16 protein-coding genes are annotated in these 20,579 nt (G+C 44.5%); 12 read left to right on the plus strand and 4 right to left on the minus strand.

Features of this window, described 5'->3' with window-relative positions; genetic code table 11:
* The first annotated feature begins 29 nt into the window (after positions 1-29).
* The 12 genes from INF28_RS08220 to INF28_RS13005 all read left to right on the plus strand — a co-directional run bounded on the left by INF28_RS08220 (position 30) and on the right by INF28_RS13005 (position 14,200).
* The gene (locus INF28_RS08220; RefSeq protein WP_226392986.1) at positions 30-410 is read left to right on the plus strand and encodes a GntR family transcriptional regulator; all 381 of its coding nucleotides are present in this window, start codon (positions 30-32) and stop codon (positions 408-410) included.
* Positions 411-1,304 (plus strand): ABC transporter ATP-binding protein, encoded by an 894-nt coding sequence (locus INF28_RS08225; RefSeq protein ID WP_226392987.1) that lies wholly within the window; start codon positions 411-413, stop codon positions 1,302-1,304.
* Complete coding sequence (locus INF28_RS08230; RefSeq protein WP_226392988.1) at positions 1,291-1,929, plus strand: ABC-2 transporter permease; 639 nt, start codon at positions 1,291-1,293, stop codon at positions 1,927-1,929. The genes INF28_RS08225 and INF28_RS08230 overlap by 14 nt, the downstream gene beginning before the upstream one ends.
* A gap of 113 nt (positions 1,930-2,042) precedes the next feature.
* Complete coding sequence (locus tag INF28_RS08235; RefSeq protein ID WP_226392989.1) at positions 2,043-3,317, plus strand: DUF512 domain-containing protein; 1,275 nt, start codon at positions 2,043-2,045, stop codon at positions 3,315-3,317.
* 37 nt (positions 3,318-3,354) lie between these two features.
* Complete coding sequence (gene der / locus INF28_RS08240) at positions 3,355-4,677, plus strand: ribosome biogenesis GTPase Der (protein WP_226392990.1); 1,323 nt, start codon at positions 3,355-3,357, stop codon at positions 4,675-4,677.
* Positions 4,678-4,692: 15 nt separating this feature from the next.
* Positions 4,693-5,355 carry a glycerol-3-phosphate 1-O-acyltransferase PlsY gene (gene plsY / locus INF28_RS08245; RefSeq protein ID WP_226392991.1) on the plus strand — a complete coding sequence of 221 codons (663 nt, stop codon included), beginning with the start codon at positions 4,693-4,695 and terminating at the stop codon, positions 5,353-5,355.
* A 1-nt stretch (position 5,356) separates the two neighbouring features.
* On the plus strand, positions 5,357-6,370 hold the full coding sequence (locus INF28_RS08250) for an NAD(P)H-dependent glycerol-3-phosphate dehydrogenase (RefSeq protein WP_226392992.1): 1,014 nt from the start codon (positions 5,357-5,359) through the stop codon (positions 6,368-6,370).
* A gap of 11 nt (positions 6,371-6,381) precedes the next feature.
* Positions 6,382-7,080: a tRNA threonylcarbamoyladenosine dehydratase gene (locus tag INF28_RS08255; RefSeq protein WP_226392993.1), complete on the plus strand. Its 699-nt coding sequence runs from the start codon at positions 6,382-6,384 to the stop codon at positions 7,078-7,080.
* A gap of 127 nt (positions 7,081-7,207) precedes the next feature.
* Positions 7,208-8,572, plus strand: coding sequence for a bifunctional UDP-N-acetylglucosamine diphosphorylase/glucosamine-1-phosphate N-acetyltransferase GlmU (gene glmU / locus INF28_RS08260; protein ID WP_264175729.1), 1,365 nt, complete (start codon positions 7,208-7,210; stop codon positions 8,570-8,572).
* Positions 8,573-8,578: 6 nt separating this feature from the next.
* A complete protein-coding gene (gene pth, locus INF28_RS08265; protein ID WP_226392994.1) occupies positions 8,579-9,142 on the plus strand; it encodes an aminoacyl-tRNA hydrolase in 564 nt (187 codons plus the stop codon).
* A 13-nt stretch (positions 9,143-9,155) separates the two neighbouring features.
* A complete protein-coding gene (mfd, locus tag INF28_RS08270) occupies positions 9,156-12,689 on the plus strand; it encodes a transcription-repair coupling factor (RefSeq protein ID WP_226392995.1) in 3,534 nt (1,177 codons plus the stop codon).
* A 113-nt stretch (positions 12,690-12,802) separates the two neighbouring features.
* Positions 12,803-14,200, plus strand: a complete 1,398-nt coding sequence (locus tag INF28_RS13005) for a peptidylprolyl isomerase (RefSeq protein ID WP_226392996.1) — start codon at positions 12,803-12,805, stop codon at positions 14,198-14,200.
* Positions 14,201-14,356: 156 nt separating this feature from the next.
* Here INF28_RS13005 and INF28_RS08280 read toward each other — a convergent pair whose 3' ends face one another.
* From INF28_RS08280 to INF28_RS08295, 4 genes are all read right to left on the minus strand, one after another.
* Positions 14,357-14,599: an AbrB/MazE/SpoVT family DNA-binding domain-containing protein gene (locus INF28_RS08280; RefSeq protein ID WP_318961743.1), complete on the minus strand. Its 243-nt coding sequence runs from the start codon at positions 14,597-14,599 to the stop codon at positions 14,357-14,359.
* Between the two features lie 121 nt (positions 14,600-14,720).
* Positions 14,721-16,739, minus strand: coding sequence for a GerAB/ArcD/ProY family transporter (locus INF28_RS08285; RefSeq protein ID WP_226392998.1), 2,019 nt, complete (start codon positions 16,737-16,739; stop codon positions 14,721-14,723).
* Complete coding sequence (locus INF28_RS08290; protein ID WP_226392999.1) at positions 16,739-18,268, minus strand: spore germination protein; 1,530 nt, start codon at positions 18,266-18,268, stop codon at positions 16,739-16,741. Before INF28_RS08290 ends, INF28_RS08285 begins: the two co-directional genes overlap by 1 nt.
* Positions 18,269-18,415: 147 nt before the next feature.
* Complete coding sequence (locus tag INF28_RS08295; RefSeq protein WP_226393000.1) at positions 18,416-20,353, minus strand: family 10 glycosylhydrolase; 1,938 nt, start codon at positions 20,351-20,353, stop codon at positions 18,416-18,418.
* Between the last annotated feature and the right edge of the window lie 226 nt (positions 20,354-20,579).

Here is a 20,579-nt window from a genome sequence, read left to right on the forward strand (position 1 = left end):
TATACAGTTAGACAGAAAGAAGGGATGGCTTGAAAATTGTAATATCATATCAATCGGAACAGCCGATTTATCAACAGATTGCTATGCAAATCAAAAATGCGGTGCTTTGTGGTGAACTACTGGAAGGCACTGCTTTGCCATCCATTCGCGCTCTGGCGAAGGAATTGAAAATCAGCGTGATTACTACCAAAAAGGCTTATGAAATGCTAGAAGAAGAAGGCATGATTGTCAGTGCTCAGGGGAAAGGGTCCTACGTGGCTCCACAGAATCAGGAGGTATTAAAGGAAATCCGTTTGAAAAAGGTTGAGGATGCGTTATCTGGGGCGTTGAAGACGGCGCGAGATATGCATGTCTCGCGGGATGAAGTAGAAGAGATTCTGCGGTTTTTGTACGAGGATTATGAGGAATAGATGGATATTAGCAAGGAGGAATTTGATATGTTAACAGATGCGGCGGTTCGTATTACCGGTCTTACTAAGGTATATAAAGAGTTTGCAATAGAGAATTTGAACCTGTCTATTCCGCAGGGGTATATTACCGGTTTTGTGGGACGGAATGGAGCGGGAAAGACCACTACCTTAAAGGCGGTTTTAAATATGATACAATTTGATGGAAAGATCCAGGTCTTGGGCATGGATAACCGCCGGCATGAGCAGGAGATTAAAAATCGGATTGGCGCTGTGCTTAGTGAAGACGGTTTTATTGAGGATATTCCTGTGGCACGGTTGATCCAGATTATCCGTTTATTTTACAGCAGATGGAGAGATGATATCTTTGGGGTCTTAGCAGAAAAGTTTGGTGTATCCATGGATAAGAAGGTGTCAGAGCTTTCGCGGGGAATGCGGGTAAAGTTGGCATTGGCGGTGGCGCTTTCTCATGAAGCGGAGCTGTTTTTATTGGATGAACCCACATCGGGACTTGATCCCATAATTCGGGAGGAAATATTGGATTTGTTTATGGAATTAATCCAGGATGAAAAAAAGACGGTGTTATTTTCAACCCATATTACTTCAGATTTAGACAAAGTGGCAGACTATATTGTTTTGATTGAACAGGGAAGGATTGTATTTCAGCAACCCAAAGATGAGCTTTTAGAGGCGCATGCCGTCATACGCGGCGGCACGGAGGAATTAGCTAAAATCAGCCGGGAGTTTTTGGTGGGCTGGAAGCAGAACCAATTCGGGTTTGAGGCGCTGGTAAAAAAAGAAAGGTTTTTGCAGTACAGGGATTTTGCACCGGAGAGACCAAATATTGAGCAAATAATGACTTATTATGTCAGGGGGATTGAACATGAGCGTGATTAATCTGTTAAAAAAAGACTGGCTATCCTATCGTAAAACCATGGTTTGGGCATTGGCCTACCTGGTGTTGTTCGGCATCAGTTTTCAATCCTTTATGGGTCAGGGAGCTTATGTGTTGACTATTACTCTGGCAGTATATATTGCGGCTATAGGATCGATCCAGTATGATGAGAAAAACCGAATTGACAATTTTTTGGGAATTTTACCCTTACGAAGGTCTGCGGTCATTGCGGAAAAGTTCTTGTTAGCTGACCTGTTTTTTCTGATAGGGATTCTTGTTTATGCGGTATTGGCATGGATAAATTTGGCACTTCTTGATGCGATACTATATCCTGTGCCGGAGCCGTTGGGGATTGCGCTGTCTTTCCTTTGCGTTTCTGTTATGAACCTCATTTCCATTCCCATATCCTATAAATATGGAAGTAACCGTGGACGGATCATGGCTGCCTTGATTAGTGCCATGATTTTTGCTGGAGTGGTGATTGGCGTAGGAACCGCTGGAGGATTGATTGGCGGCAGGCTGCCGAACAGCGGATTGCTTATCGGTGTATTTTTACTTTTGGGAGCGTTGTGCCAATGGGCAGGATTTCGAATTGCTTGCAGTATTTATCAGAAACGGGATATTTAATATTTATGAAATTGCGGGTTTGTAGACAAAACCCGCAATTTTTTTGCTTGTATGGATAGGAAAAGTATGGTATACTAACTTTGGAAACTTGTCTTTGAAAGAGGTTGAACAAAATGGCAGCAAAAATAACAGGGATTGTAATGGGGAGCCCAGCGGAAAAGTCTGGAATAAAGACCGGTGAAACTGTGCTGGAGATTAACGGCATTCCTATTGTGGATTATTTGGATTATATGTATGCTTCCTGCCAGGAAGAGGCCGAGGTGAAACTGGAAAATAGAACCGTACGGATTTTTAATGAAGATTATCTGCCTTTGGGTATGGAATTTTCGACACTTTTGATCGATGCCCCCAAATCTTGTCATAATAAATGTATTTTTTGTTTTATTGATCAGCTTCCGCGTAATATGAGACAAACTTGTTATTTTAAAGATGATGACTATAGGCTGTCATTTCTGCAGGGAAACTATGTTAGTATGACGAATATGAAGGATGCGGACGTAGAAAGGATCCTAAGGTATCATCTGCCACGGCTGAATGTTTCGGTGCATACGACTGACCCCCAGCTTCGGGAGTATATGCTGCACAACCGCCGGGCAGGAGAGGTGCTTTCATATTTACGGCGTTTTGTGGACGGAGGCATTAATCTTAATGCTCAAATTGTACTGTGCCCCGGTGTTAATGATGGTGCAGCTCTTGATAAAACCATTGGAGATTTGGGAAGTTTGGGAGATTGTATGGAAAGTGTTTCGATTGTACCGGTAGGGCTTTCCGACCATCGGGAAGGGCTTGCAGACCTGAAGCGGTTTGATCGCAGTTCCGCTCGGGATGTGATTGAGCAGGTGACGTTATGGCAGGAAAAATTTTTAAAGGAGCGGGGAACCAGGCTGGTGTATCTGGGGGATGAGTTTTACATTATGGCTCAAATGCCCCTGCCGGAATATGAAGCTTATGAGGATTTTCCTCAGATAGAAAACGGGGTTGGCCTTTGTGCTTCTTTGGAATATGAATACTGCCAGGCGCTGAAAGAAACCAAAAGTCGGTTGCCGGCAAAAAGTAAAACTGTGGCAACCGGGAAGATCGCTTGCAAATTCATAGAGCATCTGATTGGAATGCTGGAAGGAAATAAAATTGATGTTGTACCTGTTGAAAATCGCTTTTTTGGGGAAAATATTACAGTAACAGGATTGATTACTGGCGGTGATTTGGTGCAGCAGCTGCAAGACAGGAAGCTGGGCGAAGAGGTGCTGATTTCTGAAGCTATGCTTCAACATGAGAATCCGATTTTTTTAGATGACATGACGGTGGAAGAGGTAGAGCGTGCACTTGGAGTTCCGGTTCGAGCTGTGCCAAACGATGGTTATGCGCTGTTAGAAGCGCTTTTACAATAAAGATAAACCGCCCGTGTTGGGCGGGAAGGAGGAAAACATGAAACCAATTGTAGCGGTGGTGGGACGCCCTAACGTGGGAAAATCTACACTGTTTAACAAAATAGCTGGACAGCGGATTGCCATTGTAGAGGATACGCCGGGCATTACCCGGGACAGAATTTATGCTGATGCGGAGTGGAATGGCAGGGAATTTACCTTGATTGATACTGGCGGTATTGAGCCATCTGGCGGAGATGTGATTCTTTCTCAAATGCGGGAGCAGGCATCTTTGGCTATTGATATGGCAGACGTGATCTTGTTTATGGTCAATGTCCGGGATGGCATGACAGCGGCCGACAGCGAGGTGGCGGCAATGTTGCAAAAATGTGGAAAGCCAGTGCTTCTGGTGTGCAATAAGGTGGATAATCCGGGTTCACCGCCTATGGCTATGTATGAATTTTATAATTTGGGTATGGGCGATCCCTATCCGGTTTCCTCTACCCATGGACTCGGACTGGGAGATCTGTTAGATGAGGTGGTTGCGTATTTTCCGCCGGCGCAGACGGAAGAAGACGAGGAAGATGTGATCCGTGTGGCGGTGGTGGGTAAGCCAAATGCAGGGAAATCCTCGCTAGTTAACCGGATTTTGGGCGAAAACCGAGTCATTGTCAGCGAAGTAGCTGGCACTACCCGGGATGCGATTGACAGTGTTTATGAAAAAGACGGACAAAAGTATGTATTTATTGATACTGCCGGTATGCGGAAACGGGGGAAAATTGATGAAAATGTAGAGCGATACAGTGTGGTGCGTGCCCTTTCGGCTGTAGATCGTGCCGATGTGTGCCTGATTATGATTGATGCCCAGCAGGGAATTACGGAACAGGATAGCAAAATTGCGGGTTATGTCCATGAACAGGGAAAAGCAGCTATTGTGGTGGTGAATAAATGGGATCTGGTTGAAAAGGAAACCAATACCATGAAAAATTTTCGCAATCATGTGAAAGAGGGATTGAATTTTATGATGTACGCGCCCTCTGTGTACATTTCCGCGCTGACGGGGCAGAGAGTAGACAGTCTTTTTGAGATGATCCATCAGGTTCGGGAACAAAACCGTCGCAGAATTTCCACAGGCGTACTTAATGACGTGATTAATGAGGCGATTGCTATGGTTCAGCCTCCTTCTGATAAAGGAAAGCGCCTGAAAATTTATTACGCAACCCAGGCAGGCGTTTGTCCGCCTACCTTTGTGTTGTTTGTTAATCAGGCAGACCTGGCTCATTATTCCTATGTTCGGTATTTGGAAAATCAACTCAGAGGTAAGTTTGGTTTTGAAGGTACCCCCATTAAGTTTATTGTACGGGAAAAGAAAAGAGACAGGTAGAAAGGGAGTAACAAAATGGAATGGATTTATTTGGTGGTGATATTTGCCGCGGCTTATCTAATTGGAAGTATCAGTACGGCGATTCTGGTAGGAAAAGTACTGTCTGGTGATGATATCCGCAGCCACGGAAGCGGCAATGCCGGAGCTACAAATGCACTTCGTACCTATGGAAAAAAAGCGGCTGCCATGGTGGTGCTGGGAGATTGTCTGAAAGCGGTTGTAGCAATTTTGTTGGCCCTGCTGATTTTCCGGCTTTCCTCTATTGGTAGAGAATATCAAAGTATTGCTGTTTATGCTGCCAGTTTTGGGGCAGTATTAGGACATAATTTTCCAGTATACTTTAGATTCCGCGGTGGTAAGGGCGTGCTGGTTTCTATGGTCGCAATTTTGTTTGCGGACTGGAAAATTGGATTGGCTGTGGTTGCCATTGCCCTTCTGATTATGGCGGTGAGCCGATATGTTTCGTTGGGAAGTGTGCTTGGGGCGGTTACTTTGGTGATTTTGGGTTGTATTTTCCGTTGGGGAGATTGGGCTTATCTGTGCTTTACAGTTTTGCTGGCAGGATTGGTGATTATTATGCATCGTGGAAATATTAAGCGTTTGCTTATGGGTACAGAAAATAAACTGGGACAAAACAAACAGCAAAATGGCGGTGCAAAGCCGCAGAAGGAGGCATAAAATGGCAAAAATTACTATTATGGGTTCCGGCGGCTGGGGAACAGCTGTGGCAATTATGCTGGCGGAAAACGGTCATCAGGTGACTCTTTGGTCATATTTTCCGGAAGAAAGTGAGAATTTAAAGCAATCACATGAAAACATACCATTTTTGCCTGGAGTGAAGATTCCAGAAAGTGTACGGTTCACATCGGACATAGGTGTATGCGCTGATACGGATTTGGTGATTATGGCTTCTCCTTCTCATACAATACGGAATGTTGCAAGGCAAATGGCACCATCAATAAAGAAAGGGCAGCGGATTTTAAATATTTCAAAGGGACTGGAGGAGAATACCTATCTGACCCTTTCGCAGGTACTGCGCTCTGAATTGCCAGAAAGCGAGATTGCTGTTATGTCCGGTCCCAGTCATGCGGAGGAGGTTTCTAGGCGTGTTCCCACCACCAATGTGGTTGCGGCAGAATCTGAGGCAACAGCCAACCTAATTCAGGATATTATGATGAATCCTAATTTCCGGGTTTATACCAATCCAGATGTACTCGGGGTAGAACTGGGTGGAGCCCTCAAAAATGTAATTGCGCTGTGTGCGGGAATTCTTGACGGCATGGGCCTTGGAGATAATACAAAGGCGGCGCTGATGACTCGTGGTATCGTGGAAATGTCACGGCTTGGGGTCGCAATGGGAGCCAAGGCTGAAACCTTTAACGGTTTGTCCGGTATTGGGGATTTGATTGTAACCTGTACCAGTATGCATTCAAGAAATCGCCGTGCTGGTATTTTGATCGGCCAGGGAAAAACGCTGCAGCAGGCACAGGATGAGGTAAAAATGGTAGTAGAAGGTGTTAAAACCTGTCGCGCGGCCTATGCACTTTCAAGAAAACTGCATGTGGAAATGCCTATCGTACAGGAAGCATATAAGGTTTTGTTTGAAGGTATGAAAGCGGAAGAGGCCGTGCTTCATTTGATGGAGCGGGATAAAAAACATGAAACTGAAAAAGCCTTTTTAAAACTGGTATAAAGGAGAAAAATATGGAAGAGCAAGATAGCAGGACAGAGTTGCTGGTTGGCAAAGAGGGAATACGGCGGCTTCGGGAAGCGCATGTGATGCTGTTTGGTTTGGGCGGTGTGGGGTCTTATACCGCGGAAGCCCTGGCCCGTGCCGGTGTGGGACGGCTCACTTTGATTGACGGTGATACTGTGGCCAAGAGCAACCTGAATCGTCAGCTATTGGCATTGCACAGTACCTTAGGCCGTGCAAAAGCGGAGGTCATGGCAGAGCGGATTGGGGATATTGACCCCCGCATTCATGTGCAGCCGATGACCTTGTTTTATGAGGAAAAAACAGAAAAGCAGGTGGATTTTTCCGATGTGGACTATGTGGCCGATGCCATTGATTCGATCCGTTCCAAGTTGCTGCTGATCCGCCGCGCCCGTCAAGCTGGTATTCCGGTGATTTCTTGTATGGGTGCGGGAAATAAACTGGATCCTACCCGTTTTGAAGTTGCGGATTTGGAAAAGACATCGGTTTGTCCTTTGGCAAAACTGGTGCGGACGGCATTAAGAAAAGAAGGAATTACAGGAGTCAAGGCGGTGTTTTCCCGGGAAGAACCCTGCGTGGTGCCGCAAGATGCATCAGGAAAACGGACAGTGGGAAGCATTAGCTTTGTGCCTTCTGTGGCCGGCCTGGTTATGGCTGGAGAGATTATTCGTGCCATAGTAGAAGAATGAAATATCAATTATGCACTTCATGTACTGCCTTGTGGGTGTTGATTTTTTAAAAAACTGTGCTATAATATAGAAAGTTTCCATAAAAATGTAGGAATGAAATGAGAATTTAAAACTGGAGGAATGAATCATGGCATTATACAGTATGATCCTGGCGGCTGGCGAGGGAAAGAGGATGAAATCCGCACACGCTAAGCCGTTGCAGAAAGCCGGCGGTAAGGCGCTGATTGACTGGGTCCTTGATGCTTCAGAAGCCGCGGGTGCAGACGAAAATATTGTGGTAATCGGCCATAATGCAGAAGAAATGGAAAGTTATCTGAAAGATCGGGTAACCTATACATATCAATATGAACAGTTGGGAACGGGTCATGCGGTTATGCAGGGGATTGCCCCTATAAAAGACCAGGAAGGTACTGTGATGGTGCTTTGCGGGGACACGCCGTTGATTACAGCTAAAACTCTTCGGGCGGCTTTTGACGCTCATCAGGAGGAGGGCAGAGCGGCAACCGTGATTACTGCGATTGCGCCAGATCCTTATGGATATGGCCGGATTGTGCGTGAAAACGATGCTGTCGTCCGTATTGTGGAACAGAAGGACGCATCAGAAGCAGAAAAAGCGATTACGGAAATTAATGCAGGCATGTATTTGTTTGATATTCAAAAACTGGTTTATGCCTTGGGAAAGCTGAATAATGATAATGCCCAGGGGGAATATTACTTGACAGATGTGATTGCCATTTTGCTGGAATCCGGCGAAAGCGTGGATGCTTTTGCCGCGGATATGAAGGAAACTCTTGGAGTAAATGACCGGATCCAGCTTGCACAGGCGGATAAAATCTTAAATGAACGCAAGGTACAGGAATTGATGACAGATGGAGTTTGTGTTTTCAGTCCTGAATCCGTGCGGGTGGACGCTGATGTGCAGGTGGGACGGGATACCGTGATTTATCCGGGAACCATTCTGGAGGGAAACACCGTGATTGGTGAAAACTGTGTAGTGGGACCCAATACCAGGCTTTCAAACTGTGTGATCGGAAATGACACAGATATTCAATATTCAGTCGCTATGGACAGCCGGATAGGAAATGGGACTCATGTGGGGCCTTTTGCCTATATCCGTCCGGGTTCTTCCATTGGAAATGGCAACAAGGTTGGTGATTTTGTAGAAGTAAAGAACGCCAATATTGGCGATGGCACTAAAATTGCGCATCTAACCTATGTGGGTGATGCCGATGTGGGCAAGCGTGTGAATTTCGGCTGCGGAACGGTTGTGGTCAATTATGACGGCATTTCCAAGCACCGTACTGTGATTGAGGATGATTGCTTCATTGGTTGTAACAGTAACCTGGTATCTCCGGTTACAGTCAGAAAACGCGCTTATACGGCGGCGGGTTCAACCATCACAGATGAGGTGCCGGAAGATGCCTTGGCAATTGCAAGAGCACGGCAGGTCAATAAAGATGGATGGGTGACAAAGAACAGAAGGAAGGATTAACGTTTCATGTATTTGATCGTTGGATTGGGAAACCCCGGCAGGAATTATGTGGGGACAAGGCATAATATCGGATTTGAAGCGGTGGATACCTTGTGTGCAAAATTTGATATTAAAATGAATAAGGAAAAATTCCGTGCTGTATGCGGCGAGGGAAGAATTGCAGGGGAAAAGGTTTTGGTTGCCAAACCGCAGACCTTTATGAACCTTAGCGGCGAAAGTGTTCGGGAAATACGGGATTGGTATGACATAGAAGAAAATCACATTCTAGTGATTTATGATGATATTTCTTTACCGGTGGGTAAGCTGCGTATGCGGGAAAAAGGCAGTGCTGGCGGACATAATGGTGTCAAAAATATCATTTATCAGTTAGAAACCGATGTTTTCCCACGGATTAAGCTGGGTATTGGAGCGCCTGAACATCCCGGATATGATGTAAAGGATTATGTGTTGGGGAAGTTTTCGAAAGAGGAAGTAAAAATCTTAATTCCCACCGTGATTCGTGCGGCTGAGGCAACAGAGACATGGATTGCAAAAGGGGCACAGACTGCCATGAATCAATTTAATGGTTAAAGCAGGTAAGAATATGGATGCTTATGTAAAGATGCTGGATAACCTGGCTGAATTTTCAGATTTGGTCAGTGCTTTAAAATCGAATAAAACGCCGATACAGTTATCGGGTGTGTCAGACTCTGTCAGGGCACACCTGATTTATTCTGTCTGCAGAAAATTAAATGCTCCTGCTTTGGCTGTGGTACCGGAAGTTGCGGCGGCCAAAGATCTTTGCGAGGATTTAAAATTCTTTTTTGGTGAAGATGTATTTTTCTTTCCGGAGAAAGATTTGTTGTTTTATGATGTGGAGGCCAGCGGTCAGGATGTGGTGCAGGAGCGGCTTCGTGTCCTGCGGCATTTAACGGAGAAGCCGGAAATGTGTTGTGTGGTCACAACGCTAGGGGCGTTGACCAGCGTGACGGTGCCAGTTTCGGTTTACCGGGAAAAAGCATTTCAGCTATCCGAAGGTGATGAAGCGGATTTACAGGAACTTGCTGTCAGACTGACGGAACTGGGATACCATCGTGAAGATATGGTGGAAGGGCCTGGACAATTTAGTGTGCGGGGCGGTATTTTAGATGTTTATCCATGCGATGGAGAAATAGATGGGGCTATCCGTATTGAATTTTTTGATACAGAAGTGGATTCGATTCGGTTGTTTGATCCCGAAAGCCAGAGAACAGTAGAGCGGCTAAATAGGGCAGAGATTTATCCTGTACGGGAGTTGTTGCTCTCGGACTTACAGCGTACAAAACTGATAGATACTCTCCAAGCGGTGTGTCGGACGGTGAACCCTAGTGAGGAGCGGACAGAAAAAGTATTATCCGTTTTACACCGGGACATTGAGCGTCTGGAGCAGGGAATGTTGTTTCCTTCTTTAGATAAGTATATTCCTTATATTTATTCGGCATTTCCTACACTTTTAGATTATCTTGTACCGGATACGATTGTCTTTTTTGATGAACCGGTGCACCTCAGTGAAAAAGCAGGACTACTTTCGAATCAGCAAGCAGAAGAAATTTGTGATTTAGCACAGCGTGGGGTTCTGGCTCAGCCAGATATGGAATATAGTATTGCGTGGCATAAGGCGGTATCTCGTTTGCTTGCGTATAGGGTAGTAGGAATGAGCGGCGTATCACAGAGAACGCCGGATTATCGTCCAGCGCAAATCCAAAGCTTGACTGTAAAAAGCTTGCAGGGGTTTCAGGGGAAGCTTTCGTTTTTATGTGAGGCATTGCGCTATTATCAGCAGAACATTTATCAAACGGTGATTTTGGCAGGTTCGGAGGGCAAAGCAAAAAACCTGATTCGTCAGATCGAGGAAGAAGGGATTCACTGCAACTATCAGGAAACATTAGAGGTATTGCCTAATCCAGGAGGAATTACAGTAACCTGCGGAAGCTTAAAAAGAGGTTTTGAATATCCATTGATCCGGGTAGCTGTCTTGGGCGATCGCGAAATATTTGGCGGTATGAAAAAGAAACGCCGCCGGGTCAAGCCAAAGAATAGTGAGAAGATTGCTAATTTTATGGATTTATCCCCTGGGGATTATGTGGTGCATCAGAATCACGGGATTGGCCAGTATACCGGCATTGAACAGCTGTGTGTAGAGGGCGTGCGAAAGGATTATCTTAAGATTCAGTACAGGGGAAGCGATGTGTTATATGTTCCAGCAGATCAGCTGGATATGGTGTTTAAGTATACCGTTAAAGATACCGCTCACGTGCGTGTCAATAAGCTGGGTGGTACAGAATGGGGAAAAACCCGGCAGCGTGTGAAAGCAGCCGCAGCTGAGATGGCCGAGCGTTTGCTCGCACTTTATGCGCAGCGTTCGAAGCTTAAAGGAATTTCTTTTTTGCCGGATACTGAATGGCAGCATGATTTTGAAGCAGCCTTTCCCTATGAAGAAACGGAGGATCAGCTCCGCAGTATTGCAGAAGTCAAGGCAGATATGGAAAAGCCGCATCCTATGGATCGCCTTTTGTGCGGTGACGTGGGATACGGAAAAACCGAAGTGGCTATGCGGGCGGCTTTCAAGGCGGTTATGAGCGGTTATCAGGTCGCCTATCTGGTGCCTACAACCATTCTTGCATCCCAGCATTACCATAATTTTAAACAGCGGATGATGGATTATCCAATACAAGTGGGTATGCTTTCGCGTTTTGCAACCGGAGCATATCAAAAAGAGGTGCTTAAGGGACTTGCAAGCGGGGAAATTGATGTGGTAATTGGCACGCATAAGCTTTTGGGAAAGGCAGTAAAATTCCGAAAGCTGGGGCTTTTAGTGATTGATGAAGAACAACGGTTCGGGGTAGGACATAAGGAAAAATTAAAAGAGCTCCGCCGGGAGGTGGATGTTCTAACTTTGTCTGCTACTCCGATTCCCAGAACGCTTTATATGAGCCTTAGTGGCATTCGGGACATGAGCGTCATCAACCAGCCGCCGGGAGATCGGCTGCCTGTTGCAACTTATGTGCTGGAATACGATGAGAATGTGATTCGGGAAGCTATTTTGCGGGAACTCGCCCGCAATGGGCAGGTGTATTATTTGTTTAACCGTGTGGAAGGAATCTACCGGGCGGCAAATAAAATTGCGGAGATGGCGCCGGAGGCCCGTGTAGCGGTAGCACATGGACAGATGCATGAGCGGGAATTAGAGGAAATTATGATGGACGTTGCAAATGGAGAGGTGGATATTCTGGTTTGCACCACTATCATTGAGACGGGGCTTGATATTGCCAATGTCAACACATTGATTATTGAAAATGCAGATCGTTTAGGGCTTGCGCAGCTGTATCAGCTCAGAGGCCGCGTGGGTCGATCCAACCGGCTGGCTTATGCCTATTTGACCTTTAGAAGAAATAAGGTGTTAACGCCAGAAGCGGAAAAACGATTGCTGGCTATCAAAGAGTTTACGGAATTTGGATCTGGATTTAAAATAGCTATGCGAGATTTAGAAATTCGGGGCACAGGAAATTTGATTGGTCCTCAGCAGCATGGGCATATGGAAGCGGTCGGTTATGAAATGTATTGCCAGTTGCTTGAAGAAGCAGTGCGGGAACAGCGGGGAGAGATAGAGGAAGTGAAGACGGAAACCCTGATTGATTTGCCGGTATCTGCTTATATTCCGGAGCAGTATATCCAAAACCACAGTCAGCGCATACAGGCGTATAAGCGGATTTCTTCTATAGAAACCCAGGAAGAGCTTTATGATGCGTATGATGAAATAGAGGACCGCTACGGAACAGTGCCGCAGGTTGTTGCTAATTTAATGGAAAGTGCACTTTTGAGAGCTATGGCTCAGCGGTGTGGTGTGACGGAAATGATAGGAAATCTTACGCAAGTCATTTTTAAGTTTGACGAAAAGCATATGCCGGATCCAGCGGCAATGGTGAAACTTGTTACGCTGCGCTCCCAATCAATCTTTTTACCGAACCCTGATAAACCGCGGCTTCATTTTAAATTGGAAAAACCAGAACCGGGTAAAGAAAAAGAATATTTTGCCGCAATAGCCGAAATTTTGGGGCATTTATCCGGTGAAAAGCCGCTGTTTGTGAACGGAGTGTAAACATTTGAATAAAATTTTAAAAAACACTGGAAATATTCAGTAAAGTATTGTATAATATGAATAATTGTCCGAATGTTGCGGACAGCATTGTATAGATAAAGGAGAGGTAGAACGTGGAGAATGAAAACAAAGATCTAAAGGGCACTCCTGAAGAAAACAGTATGCAGGATAAAGTGCGCGAAGACTTGGATGCAAAACTGGCAGAGGCTGCAGCAGAAGTTCAGGATGAGATTGACAGCGCCGCATCCCAGGAACAAACGGAAGACGGAGATACTTTTGCAGGGTATGAAGCAAACGGTGAAATGTCGGAAATTCCGGCAGAGGGCGAAGATGACAGCTGGTCAGATGAGGCGTTTATAGAACCACCCAAAGAACCTAAGAAAGTGACTATGACAGTAAGTTCCTTGGTACTGTCTTTGATTGGTACAGCAGTGGTTGGTGCGTTGGTATTGTTTTTATGCCTGAGAATACCAGTATGGATTGAAAATATGCCGGAAGGCAAGAAAATTGCTTCAGTAGACGGTACAGAAATTACAGACCTGGATATGAAGTATTATATCTATCAGGCAGCAATGGAATATTACCAGAATGATACTGCAACCAGTGCGACCACTCCTACGGAGTATGATTGGGATCAGACTGGTGAAGATGGGAAAAAAGCTTCAGACATCGTAAAAGACAATGCGTTGGATGCTGCGATCGGAGAAGTATTACTGATGAATGCTGGAGATAAAAATGGCGTGGAATGGAATGAAGAAGAAGCGTTAATGTCTGCGCAAACGCAGAACCAGCAGCTGATTGCTTTGTATGGAGAAGAGCTGGTAGAATTGAATGCAAAAGCACAAGGGCTGGAAAGTATTAAGCAGTATAACAGAAAGATCGTCCAGTATGAGCATATTCAGGCTGTGGAAAGCGATATGGAGAAAAATCCTTCCAAGTATTATCCGGAAGATACCTCGGTATTAGACCAATATACACCGGATGATAAAGCTTCCGTGAAGCATATTTTAATTAAGACGGATGATACTGCATCAAACGATACGGAAGCAGCGGAAGGAGAAGAAGCGGCTCCTGCCGAAGATAAAAGAGCAAAAGCGGAAGAAATCTTAAACCGTGCAAAGAGTGGAGAAGATTTTGATGCGCTGATGGAGGAATTTAATGAAGATACCGGAGAGACAGAAGCTGGTTATACTTTTGGCCCCGGGGAGATGATGCCTGCTTTTGAAGAAGCGGCGTTTAAACTGAAGTTGAATGAAATCAGCGATTTGGTTGAAACATCTTACGGATATCATATTATTAAGAGAATTCCTGGAAAATATGAGCTGGAAGGGTATTGGAAAGAGCAGGCTAAGATTAAGGTAAACGAAAGTATGATGGAGAAAATGTCTGTTAAGGATATTTTGACGGCCATTGAAACTGCGGCAAATGATTTCCAGACCAAGTACGCTGAACAGCAGGGAACATCAAGTTCATCCGGAAGCAGTTCCAGCAGCAGTTCGTCCGGACAGTAAGTGAATAGAAAATAAATGATTGGGCAGCACTGGAAAGTGACTGCCCAAAAAAATTCCTGTTTTGCATTATGCAAAACAGGAATTTTTATATTGAAAGTGCTAAAAATTTTTTTCTAATATAAACCAATAAACTGCAGTTAAGCCTTTGAAAAAATATTATTTTTGATTCATTTCTGCAATGCATTCTGTGCAGACTTTTTTGTCTTTAAAATTTATAACATTGCTTGCGCTCCCGCAAAAAATACAGGCTGGTTCGTATTTCTTTAAAATAATCGTGTCACCTTCAACATAAATTTCCAGAGGATCTTTCTGTGCAATATGCAGTGTATTTCTTAGCTCTTTCGGCAGTACTACTCTCCCTAATTCATCTACTTTTCTTACAATACCTGTTGATTTCATCGCCATATATGCCACATCCTTTCTCATTTAACTCAAGATCTGGTATAAGCATAACATTATGGAAGAGAAAAGTCAAGAGAAAAATAGAAAATTTTTTAAATTTTTGTAAAAATTCTACATTTTATCCTATTTTTATGTTACTTTTGGTAAAAATTGTAGAATTTGAAAAAATTGTATACCAGTCAATATTTTTCCAGTCTGTTTCTGTCAAAAATTGTAAGCGTGCTTTTCTACCCACTCCGATTATATCTGCTGGAAGCCGGGAGGTTTTTTGCACAAAGGAAGTCATTTCTTCTTCTAATTTTGCGGCAAGCAGCGGAGCATCTTCTAACGTACCGTGGATTAAATCGGCTTTCAATGTAGGATGAATTTGAATTTGCGCTGTACTTCCTTCCAACTGAATTTCAATTTTAGATTTTTCTTGACTGGTCACAGCAAAAAGGGAATTGCCAGCTTGAATAGAAATATGATGAGCAGTGCCGCTTAGCAACTTGTAAAGCATTGCCTCCTGTGCATCAGCGCGGGAGACAAGCCTACCATTTTGAAAAATTCCCATGCCCATCAATTTTTCTTTATCTGCTATAGGTAATACAGGGTCTTTGCCGGAATCTACGGCGCAAGCTGCAAATTCCCGCAATTCGGTTACAGGCGCATAAGGGGTATTTTGATTTTGAAACAGAAGTTCATAATATCTTGCAGTACTTTGTTCCAGAGTGGGTTTTACTTGTGTAAGCAATGCTTCGGCAGAATCGGCTAGGCAAAGATTGGTGCTGGGACGTATTTCCCGTTCTTTCAACAAGACAGATGTAATATCTGTTAATCCCTCTTCGGCTAATGCAGTGGAAAAGGCAATCACCTTTAAATGCGAAAGTTCTGGTTCTTTACTTAGATGACTTTTCAGTTGATTTAATGCCAGATAAAAATCGTCATCTTCGATTATTATGTTGTTGACAGTCTTATTAATTTCTGGTGTTTCTTTGGAAGAGGTATTTTCCTGGTCTTCACCTTCATTTTCTCCACCCATACCGGAGGTGTCGGTAATGGCCCCCATGTTAAGAGGATTGGAAAGCTGGAAAGTATAGCGATAAGCAGAGGCTTCTCCTTTATCAATGCCCAGGGCAATTAGGTATGCACCTGCTTCTACCTCTCGGCCATCGTAACAGCCGGAGAGAGAAAAAATCATAAAAAAGATTAAGAAAATGCATAAAGTTTTTGGAAATGTCCGTGCCCTTTTCTTTTTTTTATGAAGGCGAATACCGTGTGCGCATAAAGCAGCCAGGTGCAGTGTCAGTGCTAAATAGAGAATCGAAGATAAGATAAGGACTGTCAAATAGGCAGCGTCAAGCCTGGACCAAAAACTTCCAAAATAGGCGGTTTTGGCCAAGGGATACACCGGCACGCCGAAAGAGCCGCCCATTTCAAATGGCTCAGCCATAGCGGCGGCAGTAATGAGAAAAACATTGACAAAAACCGCCGCACTTGCACCTGTCATTACGGTTTTCCGAATATTTACTTCTGGCCGGCAGTGGGGGAAAAGTAAAAAAATGAAAATAATATCGCTGTATAAAAACAGTGTAGATAAACCTCGAATGAAAACTTGACTTGGCCCGGTTCCCAGAATGGGTGCCAAATAAAGAGGATCAGCATATTTTAATCCTAAAGCGGCAATGGCCAATGTAACTATTCCAATCGGCAAAATCAACAGAGAATGCATTCGATAAACCGCGCGGGCGCCACACACAGCAGTAAAGACTGCTGCCAGAATAAAAAAGAACATTAAAAACCATAAGGGAGAATGTGCATAGGAAACGGTTTGTAGTACGGTAGTACATTCCCGCAGCGCATAGATGGCAGAACCAAGAGTGGCCAAGAAAAAGAGCAGCCGGATCCCATTAGCGGCGGTGTGTGCGGCAGAACTGGATCCGAGAGAGTAAGGTTTTTCACGGCGAAGGAGTATTGTCAATACAAGGAACAATATCACTAAAAAAAGGATGCCAGTGTAAAGTGCGGTCAGCCAGCCGGCAGAACCGCTGATTTTACCAAAATTTTGGGGATAAGTTGTAAATATCTTATATATGCATGAGTTGAAAACGATACAGCCTAACTCCCACTTTCCCAGGTATTTTCTCTGTGTATGCATTATGAGTTACCTCCTTTTCCGTTGTGCATCCATTTTCGGCTAATATGGGGCTGACGTATTGGATCTTTTGCCTGTAGACTGCGGGGGCGGTGCTCTTTTTTCCAAATGGGACGGATAAGGAGAGAACCCCAGATGGAGTCACCGTTTTTAGGCGCCAGAGGGGAGAGAAAGGGGACACCAAGGGATTCTGAGGCGGCAAGTAGTGCGGCGGTAATGCACAGTGCGCAAAGAAATCCCAGCAGACCGGAAGCGGCACCAAAGATAATAAATAAAAATCGGATTAGTGCCATCGAGCGCGCCAGTGAAGAGGTGGGTGCGGCAAAGGTTCCAAGCCCAGCAATGGATACAATAATAATTAGGATTGGACTTACAATATGTGCTTCCACTGCGGCTTGTCCTAAAATCAAGCCTCCGATAATACCCAAGGTGGAGCCAACCGGGCTGGGGACCCGGATGGAGGCCTCTTTGATCAGTTCAAAGGCAAGTTCCATTAAAATAAGTTCTGCGACCAACGGAAAGGGGACTTTTTCCCTGCTTTCTTCAATGGCAAGCAAAAGGTCTGTTGGCAAAATTTCGTGATGATACAGCATGATTGCAATAAAAAGCCCTGGAAGCAGAACGGAGAGGAGCATACCCGCCAATCTGACAAGACGCATAAAGTTAGCTTCCGGAACACGAACGTAGCTGTCTTCGGCAGCTTCGGTCAGATCCGAGGCGGTGGTGGGAAGAATCAGGGCAAAAGGGCTGCCTTGTACAATGACTGCCACTTTCCCTTCTGCAAGCATAGCGGCCGTACGGTCGGGGCGTTCCGTTTTTAGAATATGTGTCATGGGAAAATAAGTGTTGTCTTCAATCATCATTTCTACATCGCCGGCAGAAAAAATATAGGAAGTATCAATTCCTTCTAGACGACGGCGTACTTCGGCCACCAAATTTTCGTTAGTAACGCCGTTTAGATATAAGAGTGCGCATGGAGTTTTACTGACAGAACCAACCTTAATATTTTCGGCTACCAAATCAGCTGTTTTTAATATTTTACGAACCAAGGCAAGATTGGTCATAATAATTTCATTAAAGGCTTCCTGTGGACCGGAAAGACTGGCTTCCTGGATTGGCTGACCAACTCCGCGGGCGCTCCAGCCTTTGACATCGGCAGCAAATGCGCAGGCGCATCCGTCAACAAAAAGCAGGCAGTTTCCAAAGGTTACAGTTTCTTCAACGGTTTCAAAATCACGTACCATAGTCAGCGGACCTAAGGCAGTCATTTTTTTAAATATCGTTTCTTCCCGCGGAGCCGATAAAGAGGCATCAACGCCACTTTGCAGCAGACTTCGCATTAGGTCACGGTTAATAAAATTTTTATTAGCCATACCATCATAAAAAATCAAAAAGCTGTCCGCATAGCCATCGTTAAATTTTACTTGAAATTCGCGGACAATAAAATCAAAATTTTGCGGGACCTGAAAGCGTTCTTTAATATAATCGAAACTTTTTTGAATTTCCGCCGTAATGGGAGTTTTCTTTTCCATATTATCACCTGCGGATAGTATTTCCCCAAATAGAAAAATTATACTTTATAAAAAGCCTTCTAAAACAAAAAAACAGCCAAAGCCTGCAACATTCATGTAGGCTTTGACTGCATTTTTTAAAATATACTATGGCTTGTCCATTCAAACTTATTCTGTCAGAGTTTGGCTATTTTGCATTAGATTTTGAATACGGTACATAAATAAAGCAACTTCAATTCGGGTGGCATTGCCCTGAGGATTAATCCAGCCATCGCCATAACCGCTCATTAAACCTGCACCCACGCAGGCAGCCATTGCATCTCTTGCGTAAAAATCAATACTATCTTTGTCTAAAAAGGCATTGAGGTCGGCTGTGTTGGGTATGGCAGTTAGTATATTTTCTTCCTGTAGGACACGGTATGCCAGAGTTGCCATATCTTGCCGTTTAATATAATTGTCAGGGTCAAACAGGTTGTTACCATAGCCTTGGGCAATTCCAAGTGTTTTGGCCATGCCAATTTCATTGTAATAATAAGTTCCCGGGTAGACGTCATCAAAGTTATCTTCAAATTCGGCTTGTTTTCCTAAAATCCGCAGAAGAAGCACTGTATTGTCTGCACGGGTGATATAAGAATCCGGGTCAAATTCTGTTTCGCTGCGGCCGCGGATGATTCCTTGAGAAGCAAGTGCATTGACTGCGTCCATAGCCCACCAATAATCATCCATATCCTGGAATTTGTTCACGTAAGCTTCATCCTCGGGCTTGTCCGTTACAAGAGGGACATCAGATTGCTCGGAATCGGCATTAGAATCGGTTTCGGGAGCAGGCTCCGGAGTGGTTTCCGGAGTCTGCGGATCGGACGGTTCTTCTCCATTGCTCAGGGATACTGCTGGTTGTGCGTTCAGTTCGGTCATTAGATCAAATATCGCACGATTTTCCAAAAAAGTGTGGTAAGTAAACATACAATAACCGGAAATCAGATCATTGCTGCGTCCTAAAGCAACATGCTGGCGAAGCTCATTGGTCCCATTATCTCCTGTCCATGCCGGTAGGGTGCTAGAGGTGGTGCGGTAAGCGCCTTCACCGATGTAGAGGCGTACATCCGTACCATCTACCACATCAGACCACCATTGTGTCAGCACAGAATAGTCAGCAATTTCGTATCCAATATTCCAGTAAATTTGAGGCATAATATAGTCGACCCAACCATTTTTTACCCATGCACGGGAGTCGGCATAGATTTGATTATAAGACCCCCCGCCATTGGTATCACTGCCTTCCGGCATTTCAGAAGCATTTGCCCAAATGCCACGGGGACTAATACCGAATTCAATATCTGGATTTTCTGCATGTACAGCTTCATCCATCTGCTGAACCAGCTTATTTACCATAGCCCGGCGCCAGTCCCCCTTATCAGGGTATTCATCTTTATAGAAAGAATAAGTGGTATCATCGTTGAAATCTCCGGAGGGATAAAAATAATCATCCATATGAATACCGTCAACGTCGTAATTCTTTACAATTTCTACTGCGCCATCCACAATCAAATTGATGGATGCACTGTCTCCAGGATTGTAGTACATTTTTCCGTCACTGTCATAAATAACCAACTCAGGATGTTGTACTGCGGGGTTGTTGGATGCGAGTTTGTCGTTGTCCGCCGAGGAGTTGGTGATCCGGTAAGGATTGATCCAAGCGTGAAGTTCCATATTCCGTGCATGTGCTTCTTCAACTGCAAACGCCAGCGGATCAAAATTTTGATCCGGCGCAGTTCCCTGGGTACCAGTTAAATACCGTGACCAAGGGAAAATGGAGGACGCATATAATGCATCACTGGCGGGACGCACCTGAAAGAAAATAGTATTAAATCCCATTGCCTGACAGTTGTCAAGTAGGGTAATCAGGTCGTTTCTTAAAACGTTTGCATCCGTGGTTTGTTGTGAAGGGTAATCAATATTTGCTACGGTTGAGACCCACACTCCGCGCATCTCACTCCATTTGGCCTGCGCTTGATTTTCGCCGTCCGGTCCACAGAAGAACTGGATCGAAATCGCTGCACAAAGAAACAATATGAGCATGCGCAGGGAAAACGTATACTTTTTCATAAGTAAACACTCCTTCAGTCCGCCGTTTGGCGGTAGTTTAAAAAATCTTTTTACAGATAGAAGACTTTGTCCTCATTGCTTATATATTTATATGAAAGAACTCAAGAAAATAGTATAGCATATCTTTCATAAAATTTCAACTTACAAAGCTGTTACGGTAAATGTTTCCGTTTATCTAAAAACAAGAAAGAAGACCGCTTGGGGGAACGGTCTTCAAAGGGAGGGA

This window comes from Ructibacterium gallinarum (assembly GCF_014982785.1).
GTDB classification, from domain to species: Bacteria; Bacillota; Clostridia; order Monoglobales; family Monoglobaceae; genus Ructibacterium; species Ructibacterium gallinarum.